This window comes from Rhizobacter sp., assembly GCF_032229685.1.
GTDB lineage: Bacteria > Pseudomonadota > Gammaproteobacteria > Burkholderiales > Burkholderiaceae_C > LMDS01.
Genome location: NZ_JAVTWP010000041.1, coordinates 83,703 through 110,143 on the forward strand (window position 1 = coordinate 83,703; position 26,441 = coordinate 110,143).

24 protein-coding genes are annotated in these 26,441 nt (G+C 68.0%); 12 read left to right on the forward strand and 12 right to left on the reverse strand.

The features are described from left to right. The first annotated feature begins 124 nt into the window (after positions 1 to 124). From imuA to AC30PD_RS21050, 6 genes are all read left to right on the forward strand, one after another. Entirely contained in the window at positions 125 to 970 is an 846-nt protein-coding gene (gene imuA, locus AC30PD_RS21025; protein WP_489537646.1) for a translesion DNA synthesis-associated protein ImuA, read from the forward strand. A gap of 49 nt (positions 971 to 1,019) precedes the next feature. After that, positions 1,020 to 2,561: a Y-family DNA polymerase gene (locus AC30PD_RS21030; RefSeq protein ID WP_489537647.1), complete on the forward strand. Its 1,542-nt coding sequence runs from the start codon at positions 1,020 to 1,022 to the stop codon at positions 2,559 to 2,561. 60 nt (positions 2,562 to 2,621) lie between these two features. Further along, positions 2,622 to 3,371 (forward strand): SDR family oxidoreductase, encoded by a 750-nt coding sequence (locus tag AC30PD_RS21035; protein WP_489537648.1) that lies wholly within the window; start codon positions 2,622 to 2,624, stop codon positions 3,369 to 3,371. Between the two features lie 175 nt (positions 3,372 to 3,546). Further along, positions 3,547 to 4,416: an HTD2 family dehydratase gene (locus AC30PD_RS21040; protein ID WP_489537649.1), complete on the forward strand. Its 870-nt coding sequence runs from the start codon at positions 3,547 to 3,549 to the stop codon at positions 4,414 to 4,416. Between the two features lie 14 nt (positions 4,417 to 4,430). Further along, on the forward strand, positions 4,431 to 5,591 hold the full coding sequence (locus tag AC30PD_RS21045; protein ID WP_489537650.1) for an acyl-CoA dehydrogenase family protein: 1,161 nt from the start codon (positions 4,431 to 4,433) through the stop codon (positions 5,589 to 5,591). Between the two features lies 1 nt (position 5,592). Then, positions 5,593 to 6,783, forward strand: coding sequence for a CaiB/BaiF CoA transferase family protein (locus tag AC30PD_RS21050; protein ID WP_489537651.1), 1,191 nt, complete (start codon positions 5,593 to 5,595; stop codon positions 6,781 to 6,783). A gap of 196 nt (positions 6,784 to 6,979) precedes the next feature. Here the strand turns inward: AC30PD_RS21050 and AC30PD_RS21055 are convergent, their stop codons facing one another. From AC30PD_RS21055 to AC30PD_RS21090, 8 genes are all read right to left on the reverse strand, one after another. After that, the gene (locus AC30PD_RS21055; protein ID WP_489537652.1) at positions 6,980 to 7,180 is read right to left on the reverse strand and encodes a hypothetical protein; all 201 of its coding nucleotides are present in this window, start codon (positions 7,178 to 7,180) and stop codon (positions 6,980 to 6,982) included. A gap of 46 nt (positions 7,181 to 7,226) precedes the next feature. Next, positions 7,227 to 8,810: a class I adenylate-forming enzyme family protein gene (locus AC30PD_RS21060; protein WP_489537653.1), complete on the reverse strand. Its 1,584-nt coding sequence runs from the start codon at positions 8,808 to 8,810 to the stop codon at positions 7,227 to 7,229. After that, positions 8,807 to 9,460 (reverse strand): ABC transporter ATP-binding protein, encoded by a 654-nt coding sequence (locus AC30PD_RS21065; protein ID WP_489537654.1) that lies wholly within the window; start codon positions 9,458 to 9,460, stop codon positions 8,807 to 8,809. Before AC30PD_RS21065 ends, AC30PD_RS21060 begins: the two co-directional genes overlap by 4 nt. Before the next feature lie 78 nt (positions 9,461 to 9,538). Beyond that, positions 9,539 to 10,291: an ABC transporter ATP-binding protein gene (locus AC30PD_RS21070; RefSeq protein ID WP_489537655.1), complete on the reverse strand. Its 753-nt coding sequence runs from the start codon at positions 10,289 to 10,291 to the stop codon at positions 9,539 to 9,541. Continuing rightward, positions 10,288 to 11,274 (reverse strand): branched-chain amino acid ABC transporter permease, encoded by a 987-nt coding sequence (locus AC30PD_RS21075; protein ID WP_489537656.1) that lies wholly within the window; start codon positions 11,272 to 11,274, stop codon positions 10,288 to 10,290. Before AC30PD_RS21075 ends, AC30PD_RS21070 begins: the two co-directional genes overlap by 4 nt. Before the next feature lie 4 nt (positions 11,275 to 11,278). Beyond that, positions 11,279 to 12,175 carry a branched-chain amino acid ABC transporter permease gene (locus AC30PD_RS21080; RefSeq protein WP_489537657.1) on the reverse strand — a complete coding sequence of 299 codons (897 nt, stop codon included), beginning with the start codon at positions 12,173 to 12,175 and terminating at the stop codon, positions 11,279 to 11,281. 24 nt (positions 12,176 to 12,199) lie between these two features. Continuing rightward, positions 12,200 to 13,522, reverse strand: a complete 1,323-nt coding sequence (locus tag AC30PD_RS21085; protein WP_489537658.1) for an ABC transporter substrate-binding protein — start codon at positions 13,520 to 13,522, stop codon at positions 12,200 to 12,202. Between the two features lie 25 nt (positions 13,523 to 13,547). Continuing rightward, positions 13,548 to 14,327, reverse strand: coding sequence for a FadR/GntR family transcriptional regulator (locus AC30PD_RS21090; RefSeq protein ID WP_489537659.1), 780 nt, complete (start codon positions 14,325 to 14,327; stop codon positions 13,548 to 13,550). A gap of 148 nt (positions 14,328 to 14,475) precedes the next feature. On the opposite strand from AC30PD_RS21090, the gene AC30PD_RS21095 reads away from it, so the two are divergent. Both AC30PD_RS21095 and AC30PD_RS21100 read left to right on the forward strand, forming a co-directional pair. Then, positions 14,476 to 16,431 carry a B12-binding domain-containing radical SAM protein gene (locus AC30PD_RS21095; protein ID WP_489537660.1) on the forward strand — a complete coding sequence of 652 codons (1,956 nt, stop codon included), beginning with the start codon at positions 14,476 to 14,478 and terminating at the stop codon, positions 16,429 to 16,431. Beyond that, entirely contained in the window at positions 16,428 to 17,864 is a 1,437-nt protein-coding gene (locus tag AC30PD_RS21100) for an aldehyde dehydrogenase family protein (protein ID WP_489537661.1), read from the forward strand. Before AC30PD_RS21095 ends, AC30PD_RS21100 begins: the two co-directional genes overlap by 4 nt. A 348-nt stretch (positions 17,865 to 18,212) precedes the next feature. On the opposite strand, the gene AC30PD_RS21105 is transcribed toward AC30PD_RS21100, so the two are convergent. The 4 genes from AC30PD_RS21105 to AC30PD_RS21120 all read right to left on the reverse strand — a co-directional run bounded on the left by AC30PD_RS21105 (position 18,213) and on the right by AC30PD_RS21120 (position 22,261). After that, positions 18,213 to 19,241 carry a VWA domain-containing protein gene (locus AC30PD_RS21105; protein WP_489537662.1) on the reverse strand — a complete coding sequence of 343 codons (1,029 nt, stop codon included), beginning with the start codon at positions 19,239 to 19,241 and terminating at the stop codon, positions 18,213 to 18,215. A gap of 94 nt (positions 19,242 to 19,335) precedes the next feature. Further along, entirely contained in the window at positions 19,336 to 20,313 is a 978-nt protein-coding gene (locus tag AC30PD_RS21110) for a DUF58 domain-containing protein (RefSeq protein WP_489537663.1), read from the reverse strand. Between the two features lie 4 nt (positions 20,314 to 20,317). Further along, entirely contained in the window at positions 20,318 to 21,325 is a 1,008-nt protein-coding gene (locus tag AC30PD_RS21115) for an AAA family ATPase (RefSeq protein WP_489537664.1), read from the reverse strand. Between the two features lie 21 nt (positions 21,326 to 21,346). After that, a complete protein-coding gene (locus AC30PD_RS21120; protein ID WP_489537744.1) occupies positions 21,347 to 22,261 on the reverse strand; it encodes a S1C family serine protease in 915 nt (304 codons plus the stop codon). A gap of 121 nt (positions 22,262 to 22,382) precedes the next feature. On the opposite strand from AC30PD_RS21120, the gene AC30PD_RS21125 reads away from it, so the two are divergent. The 4 genes from AC30PD_RS21125 (at position 22,383) to AC30PD_RS21140 (ending at position 26,387) form a co-directional block, all read left to right on the forward strand. Continuing rightward, positions 22,383 to 23,207, forward strand: coding sequence for a TatD family hydrolase (locus tag AC30PD_RS21125; RefSeq protein ID WP_489537745.1), 825 nt, complete (start codon positions 22,383 to 22,385; stop codon positions 23,205 to 23,207). Continuing rightward, positions 23,207 to 23,704, forward strand: coding sequence for a DNA-deoxyinosine glycosylase (locus AC30PD_RS21130; protein WP_489537665.1), 498 nt, complete (start codon positions 23,207 to 23,209; stop codon positions 23,702 to 23,704). The genes AC30PD_RS21125 and AC30PD_RS21130 overlap by 1 nt, the downstream gene beginning before the upstream one ends. 3 nt (positions 23,705 to 23,707) lie before the next feature. Beyond that, entirely contained in the window at positions 23,708 to 24,496 is a 789-nt protein-coding gene (locus AC30PD_RS21135; protein WP_489537666.1) for a spermine/spermidine synthase domain-containing protein, read from the forward strand. 109 nt (positions 24,497 to 24,605) lie between these two features. After that, on the forward strand, positions 24,606 to 26,387 hold the full coding sequence (locus AC30PD_RS21140) for a GspE/PulE family protein (RefSeq protein WP_489537667.1): 1,782 nt from the start codon (positions 24,606 to 24,608) through the stop codon (positions 26,385 to 26,387). The last annotated feature ends 54 nt before the right edge of the window (positions 26,388 to 26,441 follow it).

Sequence of the window (26,441 nt, forward strand, 5' to 3'; positions counted from 1 at the left end):
CAAGTTGCCAAAAGCAAATGATAAGTTGTCAGTGGCTTGATGCCAAGCACGTTGCGGTGCGGCTGCCCGACCGCTCGAAAACCTCGGGCTTGCGTACAGAACTGTATAAACGTACAGTATTCAAATGGACCTTCTGCCCGCTGCCGTTTCTGTGCCTTTGCCGCCTCTGGCAGCAGGTCACGCGCAGGCGCCTCGCGAGCCCACGCCACGGCGCCCTGTTCCGGCGCCCGAAACCCTGCACCCCACACTCTGGCTGGGCCACCAGATCGCCCGCCATGCCGAAGCGGCCGTGCCCAGCGGGTTCAAGCTGCTCGACGCGCAGTTGCCGGGTGGCGGCTGGCCGCGCCGCGCGCTCACCGAACTGCTGCTGCCGCAGCCCGGCATCGGTGAAATCCGCCTGCTGTGCACCAGCCTCGTCGCCACCCAGAAAGCCGGCCGGCTGGTGATGCTGTTCGACCCGCCGTCGGCACTCTCGGCACACGCGCTCGCGCAGCTCGGCTTCGACGTGGAACAGCTGCTGATCGTGCACACCCGCACCCGCGTGATCCCCGGCACCGACAGCCTGTGGGCGCTCGAGCAGGCGCTCAAGAGCGGCCATGTGGGTGCGGTGCTGGCCTGGCTGCCGCCGCGCCTGCAGCCCGAACGCCTGCGCCGCCTGCAGCTCGCCGCGCACAACCACGATGGCCCGGCCTTCGTGCTGCGTGAAACCAGTGCCGCGCAGCGCCCCACGTCGGCGCCCTTGCGGCTGGGCCTGCGCCCGGGCGGTGCCGACGTGCTCACGGTGCGTGTGCTCAAGCGCCGCGGCCCGCCGCTCGACGCGCCGCTGCAGCTCGAGCTGCCGCCGGTGCTGTCGGGCATGGCGCTGCAACGTGCGCGCACCGGGCCGAGCGCAGGCTTGCCGGCGGCAGCGAACGAGTCGTCGCTGGCGCTGCACACGGCCACCTTCATCAACCTCGCCGCAGCGCGCTGAAGCTTCTTGCTGCGCCGACCGCGCGATGCCTTTCGGATGACACCGCGCCGTGCTCTGGATCGCCCTGCACCTGCCACTGCTGTCGCTCGAATCGTTCGTGGCCACATTGCCACCCGAGACTGCTGCGCAAGCGCTGGCCTTGACCGACGGGCACCAGATCGTCAGTGCCAACGCGGCCGCCCGTGCGCTGGGCGTGAAGCCCGGGTTGAAGCGCGCCACCGCGCTCGCACTGGCACCGCAGCTCGTGCTCGGCCAGGCCAGCGCAGCGCGTGACGACCAGGCGCTCACCAGCGTGGCGCATGCCGCGCTCGCGTTCACGCCGATCGTCGTGATCCCCGAGGCGAGTGATGCCGTGGGCGCGCCGCCGCCGCACACCGTATTGCTCGACGTGCAGGGCAGCCGCTTGTATTTCGGCGGGCTCAAGCGGCTGGTGCAGCGCCTGCACGCGGCGCTCGCGCCGCTCGGCCACGTGCTGCACACCGGCATCGCGCCCACCGCGCTCGGCGCCGCCGTGCTGGCGCGTTCACACCGCCAGATCCACTGCGCCGACCGGGCCGCGATGCACGCTGCGCTCGACCCGCTGCCGGCGTGGTCGATCGGCCCCGGCCGCGCGCACTGGGACGCGCTCGAAGGCATGGGCCTGCGCACGCTCGCCGAACTGCGCCGCCTGCCACGGGGTGGCCTGGCGCGGCGTTTCGGCCCGGCCGTGCTGAGCGAGCTCGACCGCGCCTATGGCGACCGCCCCGACCCGCTGGAGCCGCTCGTGCTGCCACCGTCGTTCGAAAGCCGGCTCGAACTGTTCGCGCGGGCCGACACCACCGAGCAGGTGCTCTACGGTGCCGGCGTGCTGCTCGCACGGCTGGTGCCCTGGCTCTCGGCGCAGCACGCCTTCGTGCGCCGCTTCACGCTCGTGATGCAGCACGAATCACGCTGGCGCCGCGATGCGCAAACCCCGATCGCCACCACGCTCGACGTGGCCTTGGCCGAGCCCTCGCGCGATGCAGCCCACCTGCTGGTCTTGCTGCGCGAGCGGCTGGCGCAGGTCGAGCTGTCCGCACCCACGATCGAACTGCGCCTGCATGCCGAAGACATCGCGTGCCGCCCGCCGCCGAACAGCGAACTCTTTCCCACCGCGCGCAGCGAAAGTGAAGGACTCACGCGCTTGCTCGAAAGGTTGCAGGCGCGGCTCGGCCCCGGCCAGGTGCAGCGCATCGCGGCGGTGGCCGACCACCGCCCCGAACGCGCCACGCAGTTCCACGCGCAAGACGCACCACTGCGCTGGAGCGCGCGCTCGTTCGCAGGCGTGCAGCCAACCGAGAACCCGGCCGTGCCGGTGCGCCCGGTCTGGCTGCTTCAAGAACCCGAGCCACTGCGCGAGCGCGCCTCGGGCCCGCTGCTCGACGGCCAGCCGCTGCAGTTGCTGAGCGGCCCCGAGCGCATCGAATCGGGCTGGTGGGACGCTGGCCTCGTCGAGCGCGACTACTACATCGCGCAGCTCGCCGACGGTGCGCTGGTGTGGGTCTACCGCGCGCGCCTGCCCGAGCCCACGACACTGTCGCAAGCGTGGTTTCTGCAAGGGCGATTCGGGTAAAGGCATTCCGGCCGACACGCTGGCACACTGAAGCCCGAACCCATTCAAGAGGAGCACCCCATGAGACTCAAAGACCAGGTTGCCATCGTCACCGGCGCCGCCAGCGGCTTCGGCGCCGAAATCGCCCGCCAATACATCGCCGAAGGCGCCAAGGTGGCCGTGGCCGACATCAACGGCGCCGGCGCACAAAGCGTGGCCGGCGCGCTCGGCGCCAACGCCATCGCCGTGACCTGCGACGTGACGAAGCGCGCCGACATCGATGCTCTGGTCAAGACCACCGTCGAGCGTTTCGGCCAACTCGACATCGTCGTCAACAACGCCGGCTGGACGCACAAGAACCAGCCGCTGCTGGATGTGGACGAAGCCACCTTCGACCGCGTCTACGACATCAACGTGAAGTCGATCTTCTTCATGGTGCACGCGGTCGTGCCGCTGATGCGAAAGCAGAAGCGTGGCGTGATCCTGAACGTCGGCTCCACGGCCGGCATCCGCCCGCGCCCGGGCCTCACCTGGTACAACAGCTCGAAAGGTGCGGTCAACCTGATGAGCAAGTCGCTCGCGGTCGAGCTCGGTGCCGACAACATCCGCGTCAACGCGATCTGCCCCGTGATGGGCGCGACCGGCCTGCTCGAGTCCTTCATGGGCATGCCCGACACGCCCGAGAACCGCAAGAAATTCATCGCCACCATCCCGATGGGCCGGCTCTCGACGCCGCTCGACATCGCCAAGGCGGCGGTGTTCCTGGCCAGCGACGACGCCGAGTTCATCACCGGTGTGGAGTTCCCGGTGGACGGCGGGCGCACGGTCTGAACCTCGCGTTACCCCGGCACGAACACCTGCTGCGCTCTGTCGGCCGAGAACAGCGCCGCGGGTACCGAGGCGCCGGCTTCATGAACCGCTAAGGTCCGGTTCCCAAACGGCCAATGGTCGTTTGGCGCGCGGGTGCACAGTGCGAGCTTTCATAAAAGAGACCACGAGCACAGGCATGGACACGGCAACCGAACTGGAGCAACTGCGCCGCTGGATCGGCCGCACCGAAACGCGCACCGACCTGGTGTGCGCCTCGCCGGTGGCCGCGCTCGCCGCCACGCTCGACCGTGAAGACGCCGAACCACTGCCCGGCAGCGACCTGCCGCCGCTGTGGCACTGGCTGTTTTTCACGCCGCAGGCGCGCGCCAGCGAGATCGGTGCCGACGGCCACGCCAAACGCGGCGGCTTCCTGCCGCCGGTGCCGCTGCCGCGGCGCATGTGGGCGGGAGGCCGGCTGCAGTTCAACCACCCGCTGCAGGTGGGCGACGAGGTCACGCGGCTCTCGCGCATTGCCGACGTGAACGTGAAACGCGGTCGCAGCGGGGCGCTGGTGTTCGTGACCGTGCGGCATGAAGTGAACAACGCGCGCGGCCTGGCGCTGAGTGAAGAACACGACATCGTGTACCGCGACCACCCCGTGCCCGGTGCGCCGCAGCCCGAGCCGCCAGCGGCCCCTGCGGTCGCCGCGTTCAGCCGCGCCATCGTGCCCGACCCGGTGCTGCTGTTCCGCTACTCGGCGCTCACCTTCAACGGCCACCGCATCCACTACGACCGGCCCTACGTGACCGCGGTCGAGGGCTACCCCGGCCTGATCGTGCACGGCCCCTTGATCGCCACGCTGCTGCTCGACCTGCTGCGCCGCGAGCGCCCCGAAGCACGCGTGCGCCGCTTCGTGTTCAAGGCAATGCGGCCGGTTTTCGACATCCACCCATTCAGCGTCTGCGGCCAGCCCGAAGCCGGTGCGCACGGCGAGCCGCGCGTGTCGCTGTGGGCCCGCGACCACGAAGGTTTTCTGGCCATGCAGGCCCATGCCGAACTCGGCTGACCCACACTCGAACCATGCCTTCTTCCGACCACCGCTACCAGGACATCCGCGACGCCGTTCGTGCGCTCTGCGCCGAGTTTCCTGACGAATACCACCGCGAGGTCGACGCCGCCCGCGGCTACCCCGAGGCATTCGTCGACGCGCTCACCAAAGCCGGCTGGATGGCCGCGCTGATCCCGCAGGAATACGGTGGCTCCGGCCTGGGCTTGTGTGAAGCCTCGGTGATCATGGAAGAGATCAACCGCGCCGGCGGCAACTCGGGCGCCTGCCACGGCCAGATGTACAACATGGGCACCTTGCTGCGCCACGGTTCGGCCGAGCAGAAGCAGCTGTACCTGCCGAAGATCGCAAGCGGCGAGTTGCGCCTGCAGTCGATGGGCGTGACCGAACCGAGCACCGGCACCGACACCACGAAGATCAAGACCACGGCGGTGAAGCGTGGCGACCGTTACGTGGTGAACGGCCAGAAGGTCTGGATCTCACGCATCCAGCATTCCGACCTGATGATCCTGCTGGCGCGCACCACGCCGCTGGCCGAGGTGAAGAAAAAGAGCGAAGGCATGTCGATCTTCATCGTCGACCTGCGCACGGCGATCGGCCAGGGCCTGGAGGTGCGGCCGATCCCGAACATGGTGAACCACGAGACCAACGAACTGTTCTTCGAGAACCTCGAGATCCCGGCCGAGAACCTGATCGGCGTGGAAGGGCAGGGCTTCAAGTACATCCTCGACGGGCTGAACGCCGAGCGCACGCTGATCGCCGCCGAGTGCATCGGCGACGGCCACTGGTTCATCGACCGCGTCACGCGCTACACGAAAGACCGCGTCGTCTTCGGCCGCCCGATCGGGCAGAACCAGGGCGTGCAGTTCCCCATTGCCGAAGCCCACATCGAGGTCGAAGCCGCCGACCTGATGCGCTGGGAAGCCTGCCGCCTGTTCGACGCGCACCAGCCCTGCGGCGCGCAGGCCAACATGGCCAAGTACCTCGCGGCCAAGGCGAGCTGGGAAGCGGCCAACGCCTGCATCCAGTTCCACGGCGGTTTCGGCTTCGCCTGCGAATACGACGTGGAACGCAAGTTCCGCGAGACGCGGCTGTACCAGGTGGCGCCGATCTCGACCAACATGATCCTGAGCTATGTGGCCGAGCACGTGCTCGGCTTGCCGCGGAGTTACTGAGATGCTGCCGCTCGAAGGCATCACCGTCGTCGCGCTCGAACACGCGATCGCCGCGCCGTTCTGCACCCGCCAGCTCGCCGACCAGGGCGCGCGTGTCATCAAGGTCGAGCGGCCCGGCGTCGGTGATTTCGCGCGCGCCTACGACCAGCGTGTGCGGGGCCAGTCGTCGCACTTCATTTGGGTCAACCGCTCGAAGGAAAGCCTGGCGCTCGATCTCAAGCACGCACAGGCGCCCGAGGTGCTGGCGCGCCTGCTCGGCCAGGCCGACGTGCTGGTGCAGAACCTGGCGCCGGGAGCGGCCGCGCGTTTGGGCCTGTCGTACGAAACGCTGAGCGTCTTGCACCCGAAGCTGATCGTCTGCGACATCTCGGGCTACGGCGACGACCTGCAGCAACCCGGCCCCTACCGCGACAAGAAAGCCTACGACCTGCTGATCCAGAGCGAGTCGGGTTTCGTGTCGGTCACCGGCCAACCCGACGACCCGGCCAAGGCCGGCTGCTCCATCGCCGACATCGCGGCCGGCATGTACGCCTACAGCAACATCCTCACCGCCCTGATCGAGCGCGGGCGCACGGGCAAGGGCAAACGCATCGACGTGTCGATGCTCGAGAGCATGGTCGAGTGGATGGGCTTCCCGATGTACTACGCCTTCGAAGGCGCGCCACCACCGCCGCGTGCTGGCGCCGCGCACGCCACCATCTACCCTTACGGCCCGTTCCCTGTGAGTGGGGGCCAGACGGTGATGCTCGGCTTGCAGAACGAACGCGAGTGGCAGGTGTTCTGCGCGCAGGTGCTGCAGCAACCGGCGCTCGCCGGCGACGAACGTTTCAACACCAACGCGCGCCGCACCGAAGCGCGCGCTGCGCTGCGCGAGATCATCAAACAGCGCTTCTCGGCGATGAGCGCCGAGCAGGTGGTGGCGCGGCTCGACGCTGCCGGCATCGCCAACGCACAGGTCAACGACATGGCACAGGTGTGGGCGCACGCGCAACTGCGCGCGCGCCAGCGCTGGGTGGATGTGGCCACGCCGGCCGGGCCCGTCGCGGCGCTGCTGCCGCCCGGAGCAGCCAACGCACAAGACGTGCGCATGAACGCCGTGCCGGCGCTCGGCGAGCACAGCCAGGCCATCCTCGCCGGGCTGGGTTATTCCACCGAACAGATCAGCGAACTGCAGCGCAGCGGCGCGCTGTGAAGAGGGCACGATGAACACCCATTCCGACCCCGGGCCAGGCGGGCGTGTCGACGAACCGAAGGGCGACGCCGGCAACACGCTGCCGAAGTTCTTCTACTGAACGATGGCCTCGGGGGGCCGACGCGGTGATCCGGCAAGATGGTCGACAAGCCGGTGCCGCTGCGCGCCGAGCGCCGGGTGGCCGAAGCGGCGCCGATCAGTCGTCCAGAAAACCGCCCTTGAAAAAACTCCACGCCGTGCCGTCGTGCAGGTAGAAACAGCCGTCGGCACAGTTCTCCTTGCCCGGAAAAAATTCGCGGTATTCACGCGGCACGAGGCGTGCGAGCTGCGCATCGCTCAGTTCTTCGAACTGTTCGGGGTCGATCGGCTGGCCGACCTTGAGTCGTTGTCTTTCCATCGCGGGGCTTCGGAGTTGCAGCCGCGATTCTGACCGGGTCGCGCACTCAGGACTGCGTGCGCAGCAGGCGTTTCATCACCTTGCCGTTCGCATTGCGAGGCAGGGGCTCGGCGCTCCAGGTGAAGCTTTCAGGCACCTTGTAGTCGGCCAGGCGCTCGGCGCAGTGGCGGGCGAGCGCGGCGTCGTCGGGTGCGAGCGTTGGTGCGTGCACGAAGGCGTGCACCCGTTCGCCCAGCACCGGGCAGGGCTTGCCGACGATGGCCGCCTCGACCACGCCGGGCCGGGCCATCAGCACGTTCTCGACTTCGACCGAATAGATCTTGAAACCGCCGCGGTTGAGCATGTCTTTCTTGCGGTCGACGATGCGCACGTAGCCTTGTTCGTCGACCGAACCCATGTCACCCGAATGCCAGTAGCCGGCCGTGAACTCGCGGGCCGTGGCCTGCAGGTTGGCCCAGTAACCGGGCACGACCATCGGGCCGCCGATCCAGAGCTCGCCGGTGGTGCCGCGCGGCAGCTCGCGGCCTTCGTCGTCCATCACGCGGATGTCGGCGGTGGGCAGGGCCACGCCCACCGAGTCGGCGTGGGTGCGGGTCAGGCCGGCCGGGATCATGGTCGCGGGCGAGGTGGTTTCGGTCGCACCGTAGGCGTTCTGCAGCGTGAGGCCGGGCAGGGCCTGGGCCAGCGCGTCGATGGTGGCCACCGGCATCGGCGCACCGCCGTAACCACCGACACGCCACGCCGACAAATCGGCCGTGGCGAACACCGGGCTGAGCAGGCAGAGCTTGTACATGGCCGGCACCATCAGCGTGTGGCTGACGCGCTCTTGCGCCAGCAGCCGCACGAAGGCGTCGGCCTTGAATTCGGGCACGATGACCACGGCGCCGCCGACCTGCCACATGGCCGCGATGATCGCGATCAGCCCGGTCACGTGGCTGGCCGGCACGGCGAGTGCCGAGCGGTCTTCGGCACCGAGCCCCATGCAGGCCTGGAAGTGCAAGACCGAGTGGGCGATCGACAAATGCGTGAGCATCGCGCCCTTGGGCTGGCCGGTGGTGCCCGAGGTGTAGAGGATCACCGCGACGTCGGTTTCGCGCGGGGTGGCCGCGGGCGGTATCGCGTGCGCCGTGCTGGCCAGCGCGGCCAGGCTGCCGGCCGCGAAACGCTGTGCCAGGGCCGGTGACTCGTCGCTGTTCGGCACCCGCTCGGCCAGCTCGTCGTCGAACACGATCGCCACCGCGCCGCACTGGTTCGCGATGTAGGCCAGGCCAGGGCGTTGCTCGCGCACACCCACCGGCACTGCGATGGCGCCGAGCCGTTGCAGCGCGAGCAGCACGCTGAGAAATTCCGGCCGGTTGCCCAGCAGCATCAACACCCGCTCGCCGGCCGTGACGCCACGTGCTGCGAACGCGGCCGACAGGCGATCTGCTTCGTCACCGAGCTGTGCGTAGCTGACGCGCCGGCCCTCGCACACACTGGCGTCGTGCTGCGCCCGCGCCTTGCGCGAGTGCTCGAACATCGCATGCAGGCTGGCCGGCCGCTCGGCGAAACACGGCACGAGCCGGTCGCCGTACAAGGCTTCGACGCGCAGCGCCGGCACCGCACAGTCTTGCCACGGGTTCGGGTTCACGCGGCGGCCCGCTCGACGTTCGCCCCGCGCTCGATCACCACTTCGCTGTCGACGATGCGGCGCGAATGGTTCAGGTCGCTCTGCGCGATCAGCACCGAGGTGGCGCTGCCCTTCAGCCCGGCGATCACTTCACCGAGGCGCTTCGACAAGACCGGCGCCACGCCTTCGAACGGTTCGTCGAGCAACAGCAGCCGCGTGCCCACCGCGAGCGCACGCGCCAGGGCCACCAGCTTCTGCTGCCCGCCCGAGAGCAGCAGCGCCTTGCGCGCGCGCATCTCGAGCAGCTCGGGCAAGACGCGGTAGACGAGCGCGAGCCGCTCGGTTTCGTTCAGCGACTTGTTCACCCACACCGGCACGAGGATGTTCTCTTCGACCGTGAGTTCGGGCACCAGGCCGCGGTCTTCGGGCATGTAGCCGATGCCGAGGGCGGCACGCGCGTGCGGCGGCAGCTGGCCCAGCTCTTGCCCGTCGAACACGATGCGGCCCTGGCTCGGCGCCAGGTGGCCCATCAGCGTGCGGATCAGCGTGGTCTTGCCAGCGCCGTTGCGGCCGACCAGCCCGACCATGCGGCCGGTGTCGACCTGCAGCGAGAGACCGCGCAGCACCTGCACCGACTGGATCGCGACGTGGAGTGATTCGACTTGCAGCATGGCTAGGCCTCGCCGGGCCGCCCCAAGAGGGCTGCGCCCCCTCGGGGGGCCGCGAATGAAGTGAGCTTGGGGGTCATATCATTCCGAAACCAGTTCGCCGGTCACGTAGCGGCGCACGTCTTCGCTCGCCAGCGCTTCGCGCGGCGCGGCGTCGGCGATGATGCGGCCGCTGTAGAACGCGACCACCCGGCTGGCGTAACGCTCGACGATGTCCATGTCGTGTTCGACGAAGAGCACCGTCATCGCTTCTTGCCCGAGCGCCGACATGATGGTTTCCATCATCGGGAATTTTTCTTCGGCCGAGACGCCGCTGGTCGGCTCGTCGAGCAGCAGCAGCTTGGGCTCGGCGGTGAGCGCCATCGCGATGTCGAGCAGCTTGCGGATGCCGCCGGGCAGTTCGGCCACACGCCGCTCGCGATGGTCGGCGAGGCGGAAGCGTTCGAGCAGCGCGTCGGCCCGCTCGATGGCCGACACGCGGCGCGCCGGCTGCCAGAAGCTCAGGCGCTGGTCGTGGCAGGCGTTGGCGACGAGCATGTTGTCGAGCACGCTCAGGTCGCCGTAGAGCTGCGGGATCTGGAACGAGCGCGCCACGCCCAGCCTCGTGATCGCCCGCGGGTCGAGCGGCGTGATGTCTCGGCCGTCGAGCGTGATGCGGCCTTCGTCGGGCTTGAGGTAGCCGGTGATCATGTTGACGAAGGTGGTCTTGCCGGCGCCGTTGCTGCCGATCAGGCTCACACGCTCGCCGGCGGCGATGCTGATGCCGATGTCGGCAGCAGCGACCACCGCACCGAAGCGCTTGTTGACACCACGGGCTTCGAGCATCGCGGTCATTTGGTCGACCCCTTCGTCCACAGCGAGCCGATGCCCTTGGGCAGGAAGCGGATCACGAACAGCAGGAACACACCGAGCGCGAGCTGCCAGGTGTTCGGGAAATAGGCGCTCGAGAACGAGCGCACCACTTCGAGCACCGTGCTCGCGACGAAGACCGCGGCCACGCTCTGCCAGCCGGCCAGGATGGCCACGAAGACGAACTCGCCCGAGGTCGTCCAGAAGCTGAAGTTGGGCTCGATGTGGCCGAGCGACATCACCACCAGCGCGCCGCCCAGCCCGCCGCAGAACGCGGCCAGCACGAAGTTGATCGCCATCGCCTGGCGCACCGAACCGCCAAGGTATTCGACGCGCAGCTCGTTCTCGCGCACGGCCAGCGTGACGAGGCCGCGCGTGCTGTCGAAGTACACACGCGCGAGCAGGCCCATCACCGTGGCCACGCCGATCGTGACGAGGTAGAGGATGTAGCCGACACGTGCATCGGGCAGCTTCTGGCCGAGCAAGGTCGGCCGCCCCATGTTGAAGCCGTCGGAGCCGCCGAGCATGTCGAGCTTCATCAGCAGGCCATAAGTCACCATCGACAGCGCGAGCGTGAGCATCGCGAAGAAGATGCCGCGGTAGCGCGACAGCAGCGGCGCGAACGGCGCGGCGATCAATACCGCCACCAGGCCACCGGCCAGCGGCAGGCAGAGCGCGTCGGTGAAGCCGAGCTTGTTGAACAGCAGCGCCGCCGTGTAGCCGCCGATCGCGAACACCATGCCCTGACCGAAAGGCACGACGCCACCCCGCATCAACCCGACGATGCCGAGCGAGACCAGGCCGTTGGCGGCCGCCATCGTGATCAGGAAGGTGAGCCATTTCGGGCTGAAAAAGCCGACGACGGCGAGCACGGCGAAAGCCAGCACGCCGAGCACCACCGTGCGGCCGTGCGCGGGCAGGGCAGAAGCCGACGGCTTCGCGGGCAACGAACTCATGATGGCCGACATGGCGTCAGATCTTGCGCGCCTGCGTGCGCTGGAACAGGCCTTCGGGCCGGAACATCAGCACCACCGCCATCACGATGTAGATCGAGAAGAGCTCGGCCACCGGCGCGGTGTGGACCGCCAGCGAACGCGCCAGCCCGACGATCAGCGCGCCGACCGCAGCACCTTCGATGCTGCCCAGCCCGCCGATGATCACGACTGCGAACGACACGATGATCACGCCGACCGAGACGCCCGGCTGCACCGAGATCATCGGTGCCGTGAACGCGCCGCCGAGCGCCGCGAGAAAGATGCCGACCGAGAACGCCAGCATGTACACGCGCGACACGTTCACGCCCATGCTGGCCGCGATCTCGGCGCTGTGGATCACCGCCAGCATGATCTTGCCCTGGCGCGTGCGGTTCAGGCCCCACCACACTAGCAGGCCGACGACCACGGCCAGTGCGACCAGCGCGAAGTCGTACCCCACCCAGGTCTGCACGCCCACGTGCACGTTGCCGAACAGGCTGTAGGGCTCCGACACGTAGTACGGGTTCGCGCCCCAGACGAGCTTGGTCACGTCCTCCAGGATCAGGAACATCGCGTAGGTCACGAGCACCAGCAGCACCTCGTCGCGGCCGTAGAAGAAGCGCAGCAGGCCGCGCTCGGTGAGCGGCGCCACCACGGCCGCCACCACCACGGCGGCCAGCAGCATCGCCACCAGCGAATACGCCGGCGCCCACTGCATGCTGGCGCCCCAGCCGACGAAACTCGCCGCCGCGTAGGCGCCGAGCGCGTAGAAGCTGCCGTGCGCGATGTTCAGGATCTTCAGCACCCCGAACACCAGCGTGAGGCCGAGGGCGACGATGAACAGCCACGACGCGTACGTGAGACCGTCGATCAGGATGGTGAAGACACTGTTCATCGCCTGCCCCTTCGCTTCGATGCCTTACGGGCAGCCCTTGGCGCCCGGGAAGCCGGCCTTGATCCACTCTTCGGACTTCATGTTGGCGGGCGGGTTCACGCAGTCGGCCGGGAAGCGCTGGATGTCGTCGAGCACCACCATCTTCTTCGCCGCGTCGTAACGGGTCTTGCCGATGGCGGTGTCTTGAATCGCCTGGTGGCCGTCGCCAAGGGCCATGCGGATCTTGCCGGCCGGCGAGTCCCATTCCATGCCCTTCAGTGCGGCGGCGAGCTGCTCGTGGTTCGGCTTCTTGCCGCCGTTGGCGGCCATGGCCTTTTCGACCGCGAGCTTCAGGCCGAGCAGCGACTGCACCATGCGGTACGGGGCCTGCACCGGGTAGGTGTTGTAGGCCTTGGAATACAGCTCCCACCACCAGTCGTTCAATGCCGACTTCGGCGACATCAGGCCGTAGGCGCCACGCGCACCGAGGATGGTGCCGTCGGGCATCTTGTCGCCCAGCCCCGGCAGCACGTGGTCGGCCGCCGAGAGCACGACCTGCGTGCGCTTGAACAGGCCGCGTGGGCCGGCTTGAAGAATGAAGGCTTGCAAATCGCCACCCCACAACGACGAGTGCGTCACGTCGGCCGGCTTGGCCATCAGCGCCGAGATCTCGGTGCCGTATTGGCCGGCCCCGAACTTGGGCAACTGGTCTTCGCCTGCCTTGGCGGCGGGGTACAGCTTTTCCATCGACCAGGTGAAGTCTTTCTTCGAGTCCTGGCCCCAGGCGTAGTCCTGGTTGATCATGTTGAAGGAGTCGGCCTTCACGTTGCGCGCCTTCATGTAGCGGACCAGGGCCACGTTGTCCATGGCCGCGTGCGAGGCGGTGCGGAACACGTACTGCAGCTTGTTGTCCTCGAAGATGCGCGGCGTGCCGCAGTCGTAGAGGATCAGGAACTTCTTCATTTCTTCGGCGGCGGGCGCCACGGCCAGGCAGTCGCCCGAGCCCACGTAGCCGACCACCGCGTCGACCTTCTCGCGGTCGTAGAGGTTGCGCAGCTCCTGCACCTGCTTGGTGGCGCCGCCGTTCTCGTCCACGTACACGGCCTCGATCTTCACGCCGCCGAAGCCCACCTTGTTGTACGGTGCCGGCGCCGCGCCCTTGTTGAACGCGTCGACCAGCACCTTGGCGCCGTTCACGGCCGGGATGCCGAAACTCTCGGCCGCCTGGCCCGAGAGAAAGCTGACGATGCCGATCTTGAAGGTCTCTTGTGCCTGTGCGCCGGTGGCGCAGAGCAGGGCAGCCGTACCCACCGCCGACATCAGTCCAGCGGGCTTGAAGAACCGAACGCCATTTTTTCTCGTCGTCATGGAATGTCTCCTGTCGTGGTGGTGCTTAGGTGGGCGTTGCGATCGGCGTGGCCATGTCCAGGCCGGCCATCGCGAAGCCGCGTTGGAAATCGATCATGTGTTTGCGTGTCCACTCCGCAGCGGCATCGGCACGGCGTGAGCGCAAGGCCTCGACGATGTGGCGGTGAGCGGCGAGGTTGCGTGTCTTGGCCTGCGGCAGGTGGCGAAAGATCTGTTGAAGGGTCGGGCTGTAGAGCAGGCCGATCGGTTCGCGCGCGAGCATCAGCGCGTGGTTGTGCGTGGCGCGGCCGACGAGCGCGTGGAACTCGACGTCGAGGCGCACCAGCACGGCGTCTTCGGTGGCTGTTTCGCTCGCGGCGATGTTCTCGTCCAGCTGTTGCAGGTCGAGCGCTTCGGCGCGCTGCGCGGCCAGGCTCGCTGCCAGCGGTTCGAGCGAGACCGCGAGTTCCCAGAGCTCCTGGAACGTGGTCTGGCGCAGCAAGAGCAGGCGCGCGGCGCGCGGGGCGAGGTCTTGCACCCCCGGCAGGTAGGCGAACAGGCGCCGGCCCTCGCGGCGCTGCAGCAGCCCTTCCTGTTCGACCTGGCGGATCGCTTCGCGCACGGTCGAGCGGTGCACGCCGAAACGTTCGGCCAGTTCGGTTTCGGTGGGCAGGGGCGAGCCGGTGGGCAGCGCGCCATCGAGGATGGCGCGCTCGATCGCGGCCGACACGGCCTTGTAAGCCGGTTCGACAACCACACGCTGAAACAGCTCGGCCGGTGCCGCCACGCTCATCGTCAGCCCTCGGTTCGCGCAGGCATTGCGCATCAGGCCGCGATCTTTGTCCGACAAACCGACTTGCGGAATCTCGCTAACCCGAGCAAGGGTTTTCGTGTGGGTGGCGTGGCGCTTCGGAGGTGCCGGCGATGCGTGCTTTCGCCAACGCCGACAATCGTGCATTCACCCGCCAGCCACCATGCACCCGAAGCCCGCCCGCGTCCTGTCTGTCATCGCCCCGATGACGCAGCTCAACACGCCTTACCCGTCGACCGCCTACCTCACCGGCTTTTTGCGCTCGCGAGGTGTCGACGCGGTGCAGGAAGACCTGGCGCTGGCGCTGATCCTGAAGCTGCTGTCGCGCGACGGGCTGATGGCTGTTCAAGCGTGCATCGACGCCATCCCCGAAGCGAAGCGCACGCCGCTCGTGCGCAGCTTCAGCGCGCAATTCGCCCGTTACCTCGAAACCATCGACCCGACGATCGCCTTCCTGCAAGGCCGCGACACCACGCTGATGCACCGCATCTGCACCCGCTTTTTCCTGCCCGAAGGCCCGCGCTTCAAATCGCTCGACGTGTACGTGGACGACGACGGTGGCGACCCGATGGCCTGGGCTTTCGGTGCGCTCGGCACGCAAGACCGCGCGCGCCACCTCGCCACGCTGTACCTGAACGACATCGCCGATGTGCTGCGCGACGCGGTCGACCCGCGCTTCGAGTTCGTGCGTTATGCCGAACAGCTGGCGCAGAGCCAGCCCACCTTCGACCCGCTGGCCGATGCGCTGGCCGCGCCGCTCAACCTGGTCGACCGCACGCTGCGTGACCTGACGCTGGCCGCGGTCGAGCGCCACCAGCCCACGCTCGTGCTCGTGTCGGTGCCGTTCCCCGGCGCGGTGTACGCGGCTTTTCGCATCGCTCAGGCGATCAAAATGCATGCGCCGCAAACCGTGGTCGCGCTCGGCGGCGGCTTCGTCAACACCGAGTTGCGCGAGCTGAGCGATCCGCGGGTCTTCGACCACTTCGACTACGTGACGCTCGATGCCGGCGAGCGCCCCTTGCTGGCTTTGCTGGAGCACCTGAGCGGAAAACGCTCGCAGAGCCGGCTCGTGCGCACCTTCGTTCGTCCGGCAGGCTCGAACGAAGTGCGCTACGTCAACCTCGTGGAACCCGACGTGCCTTTCGCCGACGTGGGCACACCCACCTGGGACGGCCTGCCGCTCGACCGCTACCTCTCGCTGCTCGACATGCTGAACCCGATGCACCGGCTCTGGTCCGACGGGCGCTGGAACAAGTTGACGGTGGCGCACGGTTGCTACTGGAAGAAGTGCAGCTTCTGCGACGTGAGCCTCGACTACATCTCGCGCTACGAAGCGGCCACGGCGGAAACCTTGGTCGACCGCATCGAAAGCATCGTGGCCGAAACCGGGCAGACTGGCTTTCACTTCGTCGACGAAGCCGCGCCGCCCAAGTCGCTGAAAGCGCTCGCCGCCGAGCTGCAGAAGCGGCAATTGGCGATCTCTTGGTGGGGCAACATCCGCTTTGAAAAATCGTTCAGCCCCGAGCTCTGCGAGCAACTTGCCGACAGCGGCTGCATCGCGATCTCGGGCGGGCTCGAAGTGGCTTCGGACCGCTTGCTCGCGCTGATGAAGAAAGGCGTGTCGGTCGAGCAGGTGGCGCGCGTGACCAAGGGCTTCAGCGACGCCGGCATCCTGGTGCACGCCTACCTGATGTACGGCTTTCCGACCCAGACCGTGCAAGACACGGTCGACGCGCTCGAATACGTGCGCCAGCTGTTCGCGGCGGGTTGTATCCAGTCGGGGTTCTTCCACCGCTTTGCCTGCACCGTGCATTCGCCGGTCGGCCAGCAGCCCGAGGATTACGGCGTCACGCTGCTGCCGCTGCCCGCGGTGTCGTTCGCGAAGAACGACGTGGGTTTCATCGACCCGAGCGGCGTCGACCACGACGCGCTCGGTGTCGCGCTGAAGAAGGCGCTCTACAACTACATGCACGGCCTGGGCCTTGAAGACGACGTGCGCGGCTGGTTCAAGGGCCTGGTCAAGGGCCCGGTGCCGCGCCCGCGCGTGGCGCGCGACAGAATAGAGCGTGCGTTGGCCGGCCAGGCCAGCCCCGATCAACGCAGGAGACAGACGACATGAAGCAGCATTTCATCGCCGGCAACTGGACGCCCGGCAGCAGCGGCGAAACCCTGCCGGTGATCGACCCGAGCACCGGCGAGGTCTTCGATCAACTGCAGCGTGGCAATGCGCAGGATGTCGACCGCGCGGTGGCCGCTGCGCGTGCTGCGCTCGAAGGTGGCTGGGGGCGCGTGACCGCGGTCGATCGCGGGCGCATTCTCAGCCGCATGTCGCAGATCATGCTGTCGCGCAGCGAAGAGCTGGCCCAGCTCGAAGCGCGCGACACCGGCAAGCCGATGTCACAGGCGCGCAACGACATTCAGGTGGCGGCACGTTACTGCGAGTTCTATGGCGGCGGGGCCGACAAGGTGCACGGCCAGGCCATTCCGTACATGGAAGACTTTCACGTCGTCGTGTTGCGCGAACCCTATGGCGTGACGGCGCACATCCTGCCCTGGAACTACCCGGCGCAGATGTTCGGCCGCTCGGTCGTGCCGGCACTGGCGATGGGCAACGCGGCGGTGCTCAAACCCTCGGAAGACGCCTGCCTGTCGGCGCTGGCCTTCTGCGACATCGCACGCGAAGCCGGCTTGCCGGCCGGTGCGCTGAACGTGGTGACCGGCCTGGGTGAAGAAGCGGGCTCCGCGCTCACCGCGCACCCCGGCATCGACTTCGTGACCTTCACCGGCTCGCCCGAAGTGGGCACCATCGTGCAGAAGGCGGCCGCCGAGCGCCACATCAAGTGTGTGCTCGAGCTCGGTGGCAAGTCACCGCAGATCGTGTTCGAAGACGCCGACCTCGACCGTGCGCTCGGTTTCATCCTGAAGGCCATCACGCAGAACGGCGGGCAGACCTGCTCGGCCGGCAGCCGCTTGCTGGTGCAGGCTTCGATCTACGACAGCTTCGTCGCGCGTGTGGTCGAGCAGTTCAAGCGCTCGGCCGCCGGCACGCCGGCGATGGACCGCGACTGCGGGCCGCTCATCAACGCGGCGCAGAAGCAGCGCGTCGACGGTTTCATCCGCCGCGCCGTCGAGAGCGGCCTGCCGTTGCTGGCGCAAGGCGAGGTGGCCAGCGGCGTGCCGGCTGGCGGCTACTACGTGGCGCCCGCACTCTTCGGCAACGTGCCGCGCGAGCATGAGCTGGCCTGCAACGAAGTCTTCGGGCCGGTGCTCGCGATCATCCCGTTCACCGACGAAGACGACGCTATCGAACTTGCCAACGCCACCGAGTTCGGCCTGATCGCCGGCATCTGGACGCGTGACGGTGGCCGCCAGACGCGGGTGGCCAAGCGCATGCGCTGCGGGCAGGTCTACATCAACTGCTATGGCGCGGGGGGGGGTGTGGAACTGCCGTTCGGCGGGGTGAAGAAGAGCGGGCACGGGCGCGAGAAGGGGTTCATGGCGCTGGAGGAGTTTTGCACTGTGAAGACTGTGGTTCAGTATCACGGGCGTTGAGTTCCCGTTGTGGCGGCAAAAAGGCGCGTGCGGGCAGGCTGACGCGCTTCTCTGGAGCGGTCGGCGCTGCGCTGCTCGGTCTCGTGGCCCGTCGCCGAACTCACTTCGCCCACTGCGTTCGCTGCGTTCAAACAGGCGGCGACAAGTCGGTTGTTGATGCGCGCTCCAGCCTGCCCGCACGCGACTTTGCTGGCAAGTCTGGGCTTGCTCGTCGAGAACCACCGTTGGTGCTGCCCGCCGCGACGTGCCCAACCCACGCCTCCGCCGCCACCCTCAGTGAAACTCGGCTCACTCGCCGCCGCATCGGTAACGAGCAGATCAACCAGCACCCGAGCAACCGAAGCCGGGCTACGCGACCCTGCCGAACCACCAGACCGACAAGCCCGCGGCCAGCATCACCAGCAGCGCACCGGCAGCGGCGAACAGCGCGCTCACCTCGGTCTCTTTCTTCTCGACCACGAGCCGCGTGCTCAGCGCTTGGTAGACCTTCTTCAGGTCGGCCGCGGTGCCGGCGTAGAAGTACTCGGCGCGCGTCAGGTTGGCCACGTTCTTCAGCGTGTCTTCGTCGAGCCGCACCCGCATCGACCAGCCTTCGAAACCGATGGTCTCGCCGTCCTTGGTGCCCACACCGACCGTGTACACACGAACGCCGCGGTCGGCGGCCATCTTGGCTGCTTCCATCGGGTCGGGGCCGGTGGTGCGCTGGCCGTCGGTGAGCATGATGATCGCCGCCGAACCGTAGGAGCCGGGCTGCACCGGCGTGAACTCGACCGGGGCCTTGTCGTTCGGGCCGGGCGGCATGTTGCGCTGGCCGGTGATCTGCGACAGGTCGATGCCGGCCTCGGGAAAGATCGTGGCGAGCGACAGCACGATGCCGCTGCCGGTGGCGGTGCCACGCTGCAATTGAAAGCGGTCGATCGCCGCGCTCACGTCGTCGCGGCTCAGCGTGGGCGCCTGCACCACGGCGGCGGTGCCGGCGAACTGCACCACGCCGATGCGCACCGTGCGGGGCAGGTCGGTGAGGAAGGCCTTGGCCGCGTCTTTCGCGGCCGTGAAACGATCGGGCTGCACGTCGGTCGCGCGCATGCTGCCCGACACGTCGATGGCCAGGATGATGGTCTCCTGCTGCGACGGCAGGCTCACGATCGCCATCGGCCGCGAGGTGGCGAACAGCAATGCGCTCAGCGCCAGGAGCAGCAGGGCGGGCGGCAGGTGGCGGCGCCAAGCGGCGCTCTTGCCCATCGCTTCTTTCACGAGCGTGAGGTTGGCAAAGCGGATCGCCGTCTTCTTGCGCCGGCGCAGCAGCCACACGTAGAGCAGCACGAGCAACGGCACCACGACCATCAGCCACAACATCTCGGGCCACAGGAAGGTCATGGCCGGTCTCATGACGACCCCCCGGCCCACGGGTACGTTGGCCGACCCCCCGAGGGGGTCGGGCCTTGCTTGGGGCGGCCCGGCGCGACGGCCCTCATGCTGCGGCCCCGTTCCAGCTGGTCAAGTGGGTCGGCGTGCCGGCGCGTTGGGGCTTGCCGCTCCAGTTGGCGAGGCGGCTGCGTTGTTTGCGCAGGTCGGCGAAGCGCAGGATCGCGTCCATCAGGTCGTCGTCGGTCGCCAGTTCGAGCGTGTCGACCCCGGCGCGGGCGAGTGCTTCCAGCAGATGGGCTTCGCGCTTCTCGGCGGCGGCGGCGAAGCGTTTGCGAAAGCCGCTGTCGTGCGTGTCGACCACGATCTGCTCGCCGGTTTCGGCGTCACGCATGGTGACGAGGCCGAGGTCGGGCAATTCCATCTCGAGCGGGTCGAACAGGCGCACGGCCGTCACTTCGTGGCGTGTGGCGAGCTGCGCGAGTGCTTGTTCCCAGCCCGGCGCGCTGATGAAGTCGGAGATCACGAACACGGTGCTGCGGCGCTTGACCGTGCGTTCACCCGCGAGCAGCAGGTCGCGCAACTGGGTGGCGCCGCCGGCCGATTCGGCCGGGCGTTTGGCCATGCGCTGCAGCAGGTTGAGCACGTGCAGGCGGCCGCCACGGGCCGGCACGACGGTGTCGACGTCGTTGCCGTAGAGCAGCGCGCCGACGCGGTTGCCATGGCGCGTGAGCAGGCGCGCCAGCACGGCCGTGAATTCGCGCGCCACGCTGCGCTTGTTCATGTTGCCCGACCCGAAGTCGGCACTCGCGCTCAGGTCGACGAGAAACCACGCGGCGAGCTCGCGGTCTTCGGTGAACTGGCGCACATACGGCGTTTGCAGGCGCGCGGTCACGTTCCAGTCGATGTGGCGCACGTCGTCGAAGTGCTGGTACTCGCGCAGGTCGGCCAGGTCGAGCCCCGCGCCGCGCCACAGCGTGCGGTAGTCGCCCTGCAACAGGCCGTCGAGACGGCGGATCACGGTCCACTCCAGGCGCTTGAGCAGCGCGTCGGAGTCGGGCTGGCCGGCCACGGTGTCGCTCATCGTTTCAGCCGCCCTTGGCTTCAGGGGCCAGCGGCTTGTCGGGCACCGGGATCTTCTTCATCACCTTCTGAACGATCTGGTCGGCGTTCAGGCCGTCGGCCAGCGCTTCGTACGACAGCACCAGGCGGTGGCGGAACACGTCGCCGACGAGGCCGGTCATGTCTTCAGGCAGCGCATAACTGCGCCCGCGCATGAAGGCCAGCGCACGCGCGCCGTCGATCAGGCCGATGGTGGCGCGCGGGCTCGCGCCGTAGGTCAGGTACTTGGCGATGTCGGCCAGGCCATAGCGGTCGGGGCGGCGCGTGGCGCTGACGAGCTTCACCGCGTATTGCATCAGCGACGGGTCGACATACACCTTGCGGCACTCTTGCTGCAGCTCGGCGAGCTGGCCCATGCTCGCCACCGCCGAGACGGCGGTCAGCGGCCCGGTGACGCGCTGCGCGATCACGAACTCTTCTTCTTCGCTCGGGTAGTCGACCAGCACCTTCATCATGAAGCGGTCGACCTGCGCTTCGGGCAACGGGTAGGTGCCTTCGGTCTCGATCGGGTTCTGCGTCGCCATCACGAGAAAGGGCTCGGGCACCTTGTGGGTCTCGCCGGCGATCGTGACCTGGCGTTCCTGCATCACTTCGAGCAAGGCACTCTGCACCTTGGCCGGCGCGCGGTTGATCTCGTCGGCCAGCAGCAGGTGCGTGAACACCGGCCCGAGCGAGGTCGAAAACTCACCGGTGCGCGGGTTGAAGATGCGCGTGCCCACCAGGTCGGCCGGCACCAGGTCGGGCGTGAACTGGATGCGCTTGAACGTGCCGCGAAGCGTCTGCGCGAGCGTCTTGACCGTGAGCGTCTTGGCCAGCCCCGGCACGCCTTCGACGAGCAGGTGCCCTTGCGCCAGCATCGCGACCATCACGCGTTCGAGAAAGTTGTCTTGCCCCACCACGACGCGCTTGACTTCGTAGAGGATCTCTTCCATCAGCGTGGCGGCGGCGCTCTGGTGGTCGTTCGCTGTTTGCATTCGGTGTGTGCCCGGTGAGGTTCAGAACGGTGGCATGCCGGCCGCGGCCGCCGCGTTTTCGATCGGTACCGCAAAACCGATGCCGATGAAGACCCGCTGGCGCGACGGGTTCAGGATGGCGGTGACGATGCCGACCACCTCGCCGTCCATCGTGACCAGCGGCCCGCCCGAGTTGCCGGGGTTGGCGGCGGCGTCGAACTGGATCAGGTTGGTGAGCATCTGCTGGCCTTCGGGCGAGCGGAACTCGCGCTTGAGCCCCGACACCACCCCCGACGACACCGAAGGCCCGATGCCGAACGGGAAGCCCACCGCCACCACCCCGTCGCCGGGCGAGAGGTCGGCGGTCGAGCGCATCGTGGCGGCCTCGAGGTCGTCGGGCACGGTCTTGGCCCGCAGAACCGCGAGGTCGTTCTGCGGTTGCGTGCTGATCAGCATGGCCTCGGACTCGGTGCCGTCCATGAAGCTGACCTTGATGCGCTTGGCGCCGGCCACCACGTGCAGGTTGGTCAGGATGGTGCCGTTGTCGATGATCACCACGCCCGAACCCACGCCGCGTTCGGCCGAGCCGTTGGCCTTGTCATCGCTGCCGTCGTCGCCTTCGGTCATCAGGCCGACGACCCGCACGACCGAGCCGATCACGGCGTCATAGGCTTTGGCGGCTTGCGAGGGCAGGGGCTTTTCGTCGAGCGACTGGCGCATCGCGGCGTCGATCTGCTTGAGCGTGAGCGGCGCCTGTTTCGGCCCGATGCCGCCACTGAGCAGCAGCGCAGCGGCCAGCAGCAACACCACGGCAGCGGCCCACAGGCGGCGCTCGTTCCGGCTGGCAAAAGCGCGCAGGCGCGAAGATCGGGCGGGGGGCGGGGTGGCCGGCGCAGCGGCGGCCTCGACAGCAGCGGTCGAGGCGCGGGAGCGGCTGTAGAGCGGTGCCTTCTTCATCATCTGCATCCCGGTTGGCGCATGTGACTCGACCCGATTCTGCGCACCGCCGAGGCCGGCCCCGGGCGCTGCGTTGCAACGGTAGCACGGCAACGCAATCCCTGTCTCGACGCAAGGCATGATGCCGGCCATGTGGACCGACACGCACTGCCACCTCGACGCCCCCGAGTTCGACGCCGACCGCGACGCCGTGGTGGCGCGGGCGCGCACGGCCGGGGTGGCGCAGGTCGTCGTGCCGGCGGTGGAAGCCTCGAATTTCGACACGGTGCGGGCGCTGGCGCAGCAGCATGGGCTTGCCTACGCGCTCGGCATTCACCCGCTGTACACCGGCCGCGCCCAAGTCGCCGACCTGCAGCGGCTGCGCGAAGCGCTGCAGGCGCACCGAGACGACCCGCGCCTGGTGGCGGTGGGCGAGATCGGGCTCGACCATTTCGTGCCCGGGCTCGACCCGAAACAGCAGGAAGTGTTCTATGGGGCCCAGCTCGAACTGGCCCGTGAGTTCGACTTGCCCGTGATCCTGCACGTGCGGCGCTCGGCCGACAGCTTGTTGAAGCACCTGCGCGCCATCAAGGTGCGCGGTGGCATCGCCCATGCCTTCAATGGCAGCGAGCAGCAGGCGCAGACCTTCGTCGACCTCGGATTCAAGCTCGGTTTCGGTGGCGCGATGACCTTCGAGCGGGCGCTGCAGATCCGCCGCCTGGCGCAGGCGCTGCCGCTCGAGGCGATCGTGCTCGAAACCGATGCGCCCGACATTCCCCCGCACTGGCTCTACCGCACGGCGGCGCAGCGTGCGGCCGGCGAGAGTTCGCGCAACGAACCCTTCGAACTGCCGCGCATCGCCGCCACGCTGGCCGAACTGCGCGGGCTGTCACTGCAGGAACTGGCGGCGGCCACTTCGTCGAACGCGCAGGTGGCCCTGCCCGGGCTGGCGCGCCTGGCCGCCTGATGGCCGGGCTGCTGCAAGGCCTCGGGCCGGTCGTCGACCCCGACACACGCCTCGTCGTGCTGGGCAGTTTCCCTGGCGTGGCTTCGCTCGCGGCGCAGCAGTACTACGGCCACCCGCGCAACCACTTCTGGCCGATCCTCTCTGCCATCTGGGGTGTCGATCTACAACCGCTGGCCTACCCACAGCGCATCGAAGCGATCCGTTCCCGCGGCCTCGGCCTGTGGGACGTGTATGCGTGCTGCGAGCGCGAAGGCAGTCTCGACAGTGCCATCGAGAAGGCTCGCTTCAACGACTTGGGGAGCCTGAAAACCCGCGCGCCGCGCTTGCGCGCCGTGGCCCACAACGGTGGCGAATCGGCCCGCGCGCTCAAACACACACAATCGCTGGGGGTCGCGGTGCACCGCCTGCCCTCGAGCAGCCCGGCCAATGCGAGCTGGAGTTTCGAGCGCAAGCTGGCCGCATGGCGAGCGGTCTTCGAAGAACATGGACTGGTTTGAAACATGAGAGAAAAGGATCCTGAGCTGGCCCCGGCCACGATCTCCGAAGCCGACGGCGTGCGTTACCTGCATCTGGGCACGCCCTGGGTGCAGGGCGCGATGCGGATCCGCCAGTCGCTGAAGATCGAGCTCGACTATGTGCAGCGCATGATGGCCTGGATGCTGCTGCGCCCGAGCGAAGAGCTCACGCAAGGCGAGGCCGTGCAACTCGGGCTGGGCGCTGCCGCGATCACGCGCTTTTGCCACAGCACGCTGCGCATGCGCACCACGGCGGTCGAGCTCAACCCCTCGGTGATCACGGCGTGCCGGATGTTCTTCCACCTGCCCGAAGACTCGGCGCGGCTTCAGGTGCTGCAGATGGATGCCGCAGCCTTCGTGGCCGATGCTGCACGTGCCGATTCGGTGCAGGCCTTGTGCGTCGACCTCTACGACCACGACGCCGCCAGCCCCGTGCTCGACAGCGAGGCCTTCTACCGCGACTGTCACCGTGTGCTCGCCGACGGCGGCGTGATGAGCGTGAACCTCTTCGGCCGCGACGCCAGCTTCGAGCGCAGCGCGCAGCGCATCGCGGCAGCTTTCGGCGCGGCGCAGGTCTGGAGCCTGCGGCCGACGAAGGAGGGCAACACCATCGTGATCGCGTTGAAGAACGTGGCCATGCCGGAGCGCGCCGCGCTCGGCCTGCGTGCCGACCACATCGAGAAGCGCTTCAAGCTGCCGGCGAAGAAGTGGCTGCGCATGATCCGCCCGCTGGCCGGCCCGACAGCGGCCATGATCGACGTGGCCGCGGCATGATTTCACGCCGACACAAGGCAAACATTCGGGCGTGCCCGGCGCGGAGTACGCTACGACCCTTGTTCACCCTGCCGGCCGCCCGACGGCGCAACCGGTTGTCACTGCACGCATGAACGCCGCCACCCGCCCCAAGACCCTCGCCCCGGCCAGCAAGCTGGAACTGAGCCTGCTGCTCGGCTGGCTGCGCGAAGACAAGGTGATCAGCCCGGAAGACGCGGCCGAGACGGCGCGGCGCTTCTCCACCAGCCACAGCGCGCAACACCCGATCACGCGGCTGGCCAGCGCCGGCATGGTGCGCTTCGGCAGCACCAAGGCGCTCGACGCCGAAGTCATCACCGAGTGGCTGGCCAAGCGCACCGGCCTGGCCTACCTGCGCATCGACCCGCTGAAGGCCGACGTGGGCCGTGTCTCCGAGGTGATGTCGATCACCTATGCCGAGCGCCGCCGCGCTTTGCCGCTGAACGTGGGCGCCACCGAGGTGACCATCGCCACCTGCGAGCCGCTCGACATCGGCTGGGTCACCGAGATCGAAGGCCACACCCGCAAGACCGTGAAGCTGGTGCTGGTGAGCCCGCTCGAGCTCAAGCGCTACACAACCGAGTTCTACACACTCTCGCGCTCGGTGCGCAACGCCACGAAGAGCGGCGAGGCGTCGGCCGCGGCGAGCTTCGAACAGCTGGTCGAACTCGGCAAGACCAACAAGCAGCTCGACGCCAACGACCAGGGCGTCGTGCAGGTGGTCGACTGGCTGTGGCAATACGCGATCGACCAGCGCGCGTCAGACATCCACCTCGAGCCACGCCGCGAACGCAGCGTGATCCGCTTTCGCATCGACGGCGTGATGCAGACGGTCTACCAGCTGCCGCCCGGCGTGATGAACGCGATGATCGCGCGCGTGAAGCTGCTCGGCCGCATGGACGTGATCGAGAAGCGCCGGCCGCTCGACGGCCGCATCAAGACCCGCAACCCGGCTGGCGACGAAGTCGAAATGCGCTTGTCGACGCTGCCCACCGCGTTCGGCGAGAAGATGGTGATGCGGATCTTCGACCCCGAGACCACGGTCAAGGAGCTCGACGGCCTGGGCTTCGGCAGCCACGACGGCAAACGCTGGGAAGAGCTCGTTGCCAAACCCAACGGCATCATTCTTCTGACCGGGCCCACGGGTTCTGGCAAGACCACCACGCTCTACTCGACGTTGCGCCGGCTGGCGACCGACGAAGTCAACGTCTGCACGATCGAAGACCCGATCGAAATGATCCAGCCGGCACTGAACCAGACCCAGGTGCAGCCGCTGATCGACCTGAACTTCGCCGAAGGCCTGCGCGCGCTGATGCGCCAGGACCCCGACATCATCATGGTCGGCGAAATCCGCGACCTCGAAACGGCCGAGATGGCGATCCAGGCCGCGTTGACCGGCCACCTCGTGTTCAGCACGCTGCACACCAACGACGCGCCTTCGGCCGTGACGCGGCTCACCGACCTGGGCGTGGCGCCCTACATGGCGGCGTCGACGCTGATCGGCGTGCTGGCACAGCGCCTCGTGCGCACGCTGTGCGTGAACTGCAAGCAACCCGACGAAGAAACCACGCGCGAGCAACTCGACGAAGCCATCAAGCCCTGGCGCCTGAACGGCAGCGTCAAGCCCTACAAGCCGGTCGGTTGCCTCGATTGCCGCATGACCGGCTACCGCGGTCGGGCCGGCCTGTACGAACTGCTGTCGTTCACCGACGCTGCGCGTGCCCACGTGCACCCGGTGCCCGACATCGACAAGCTGCGCCGCCAAGCTGTGAAAGACGGCTTGCGCCCGCTGCGCCTGGCCGGCGTGATGAAGATCGCCGAAGGCGTGACCACGCTCGACGAAGTGTTGCGCGTGACACTGCCCTGGGAATGACGCCGGCGCTGCGCCGCACGCTGGTGCACGCCGCGCGCTACGTACAAACCACAC

Coding starts and splice junctions, on each gene's coding strand:
- AC30PD_RS21135 (WP_489537666.1), top strand. CDS start 23,708: ATGAGAGAAAAGGATCCTGAGCTGGCCCCGGCCACGATCTCCGAAGCC.
- imuA (WP_489537646.1), top strand. CDS start 125: ATGGACCTTCTGCCCGCTGCCGTTTCTGTGCCTTTGCCGCCTCTGGCA.
- AC30PD_RS21110 (WP_489537663.1), bottom strand. CDS start 20,313: ATGAGCGACACCGTGGCCGGCCAGCCCGACTCCGACGCGCTGCTCAAG.
- AC30PD_RS21040 (WP_489537649.1), top strand. CDS start 3,547: ATGGACACGGCAACCGAACTGGAGCAACTGCGCCGCTGGATCGGCCGC.
- AC30PD_RS21035 (WP_489537648.1), top strand. CDS start 2,622: ATGAGACTCAAAGACCAGGTTGCCATCGTCACCGGCGCCGCCAGCGGC.
- AC30PD_RS21065 (WP_489537654.1), bottom strand. CDS start 9,460: ATGCTGCAAGTCGAATCACTCCACGTCGCGATCCAGTCGGTGCAGGTG.
- AC30PD_RS21045 (WP_489537650.1), top strand. CDS start 4,431: ATGCCTTCTTCCGACCACCGCTACCAGGACATCCGCGACGCCGTTCGT.
- AC30PD_RS21075 (WP_489537656.1), bottom strand. CDS start 11,274: ATGTCGGCCATCATGAGTTCGTTGCCCGCGAAGCCGTCGGCTTCTGCC.
- AC30PD_RS21140 (WP_489537667.1), top strand. CDS start 24,606: ATGAACGCCGCCACCCGCCCCAAGACCCTCGCCCCGGCCAGCAAGCTG.
- AC30PD_RS21080 (WP_489537657.1), bottom strand. CDS start 12,175: ATGAACAGTGTCTTCACCATCCTGATCGACGGTCTCACGTACGCGTCG.
- AC30PD_RS21050 (WP_489537651.1), top strand. CDS start 5,593: ATGCTGCCGCTCGAAGGCATCACCGTCGTCGCGCTCGAACACGCGATC.
- AC30PD_RS21105 (WP_489537662.1), bottom strand. CDS start 19,241: ATGACCTTCCTGTGGCCCGAGATGTTGTGGCTGATGGTCGTGGTGCCG.
- AC30PD_RS21085 (WP_489537658.1), bottom strand. CDS start 13,522: ATGACGACGAGAAAAAATGGCGTTCGGTTCTTCAAGCCCGCTGGACTG.
- AC30PD_RS21130 (WP_489537665.1), top strand. CDS start 23,207: ATGGCCGGGCTGCTGCAAGGCCTCGGGCCGGTCGTCGACCCCGACACA.
- AC30PD_RS21055 (WP_489537652.1), bottom strand. CDS start 7,180: ATGGAAAGACAACGACTCAAGGTCGGCCAGCCGATCGACCCCGAACAG.
- AC30PD_RS21100 (WP_489537661.1), top strand. CDS start 16,428: ATGAAGCAGCATTTCATCGCCGGCAACTGGACGCCCGGCAGCAGCGGC.
- AC30PD_RS21095 (WP_489537660.1), top strand. CDS start 14,476: ATGCACCCGAAGCCCGCCCGCGTCCTGTCTGTCATCGCCCCGATGACG.
- AC30PD_RS21090 (WP_489537659.1), bottom strand. CDS start 14,327: ATGCGCAATGCCTGCGCGAACCGAGGGCTGACGATGAGCGTGGCGGCA.
- AC30PD_RS21125 (WP_489537745.1), top strand. CDS start 22,383: ATGCCGGCCATGTGGACCGACACGCACTGCCACCTCGACGCCCCCGAG.
- AC30PD_RS21120 (WP_489537744.1), bottom strand. CDS start 22,261: ATGAAGAAGGCACCGCTCTACAGCCGCTCCCGCGCCTCGACCGCTGCT.
- AC30PD_RS21070 (WP_489537655.1), bottom strand. CDS start 10,291: ATGACCGCGATGCTCGAAGCCCGTGGTGTCAACAAGCGCTTCGGTGCG.
- AC30PD_RS21115 (WP_489537664.1), bottom strand. CDS start 21,325: ATGCAAACAGCGAACGACCACCAGAGCGCCGCCGCCACGCTGATGGAA.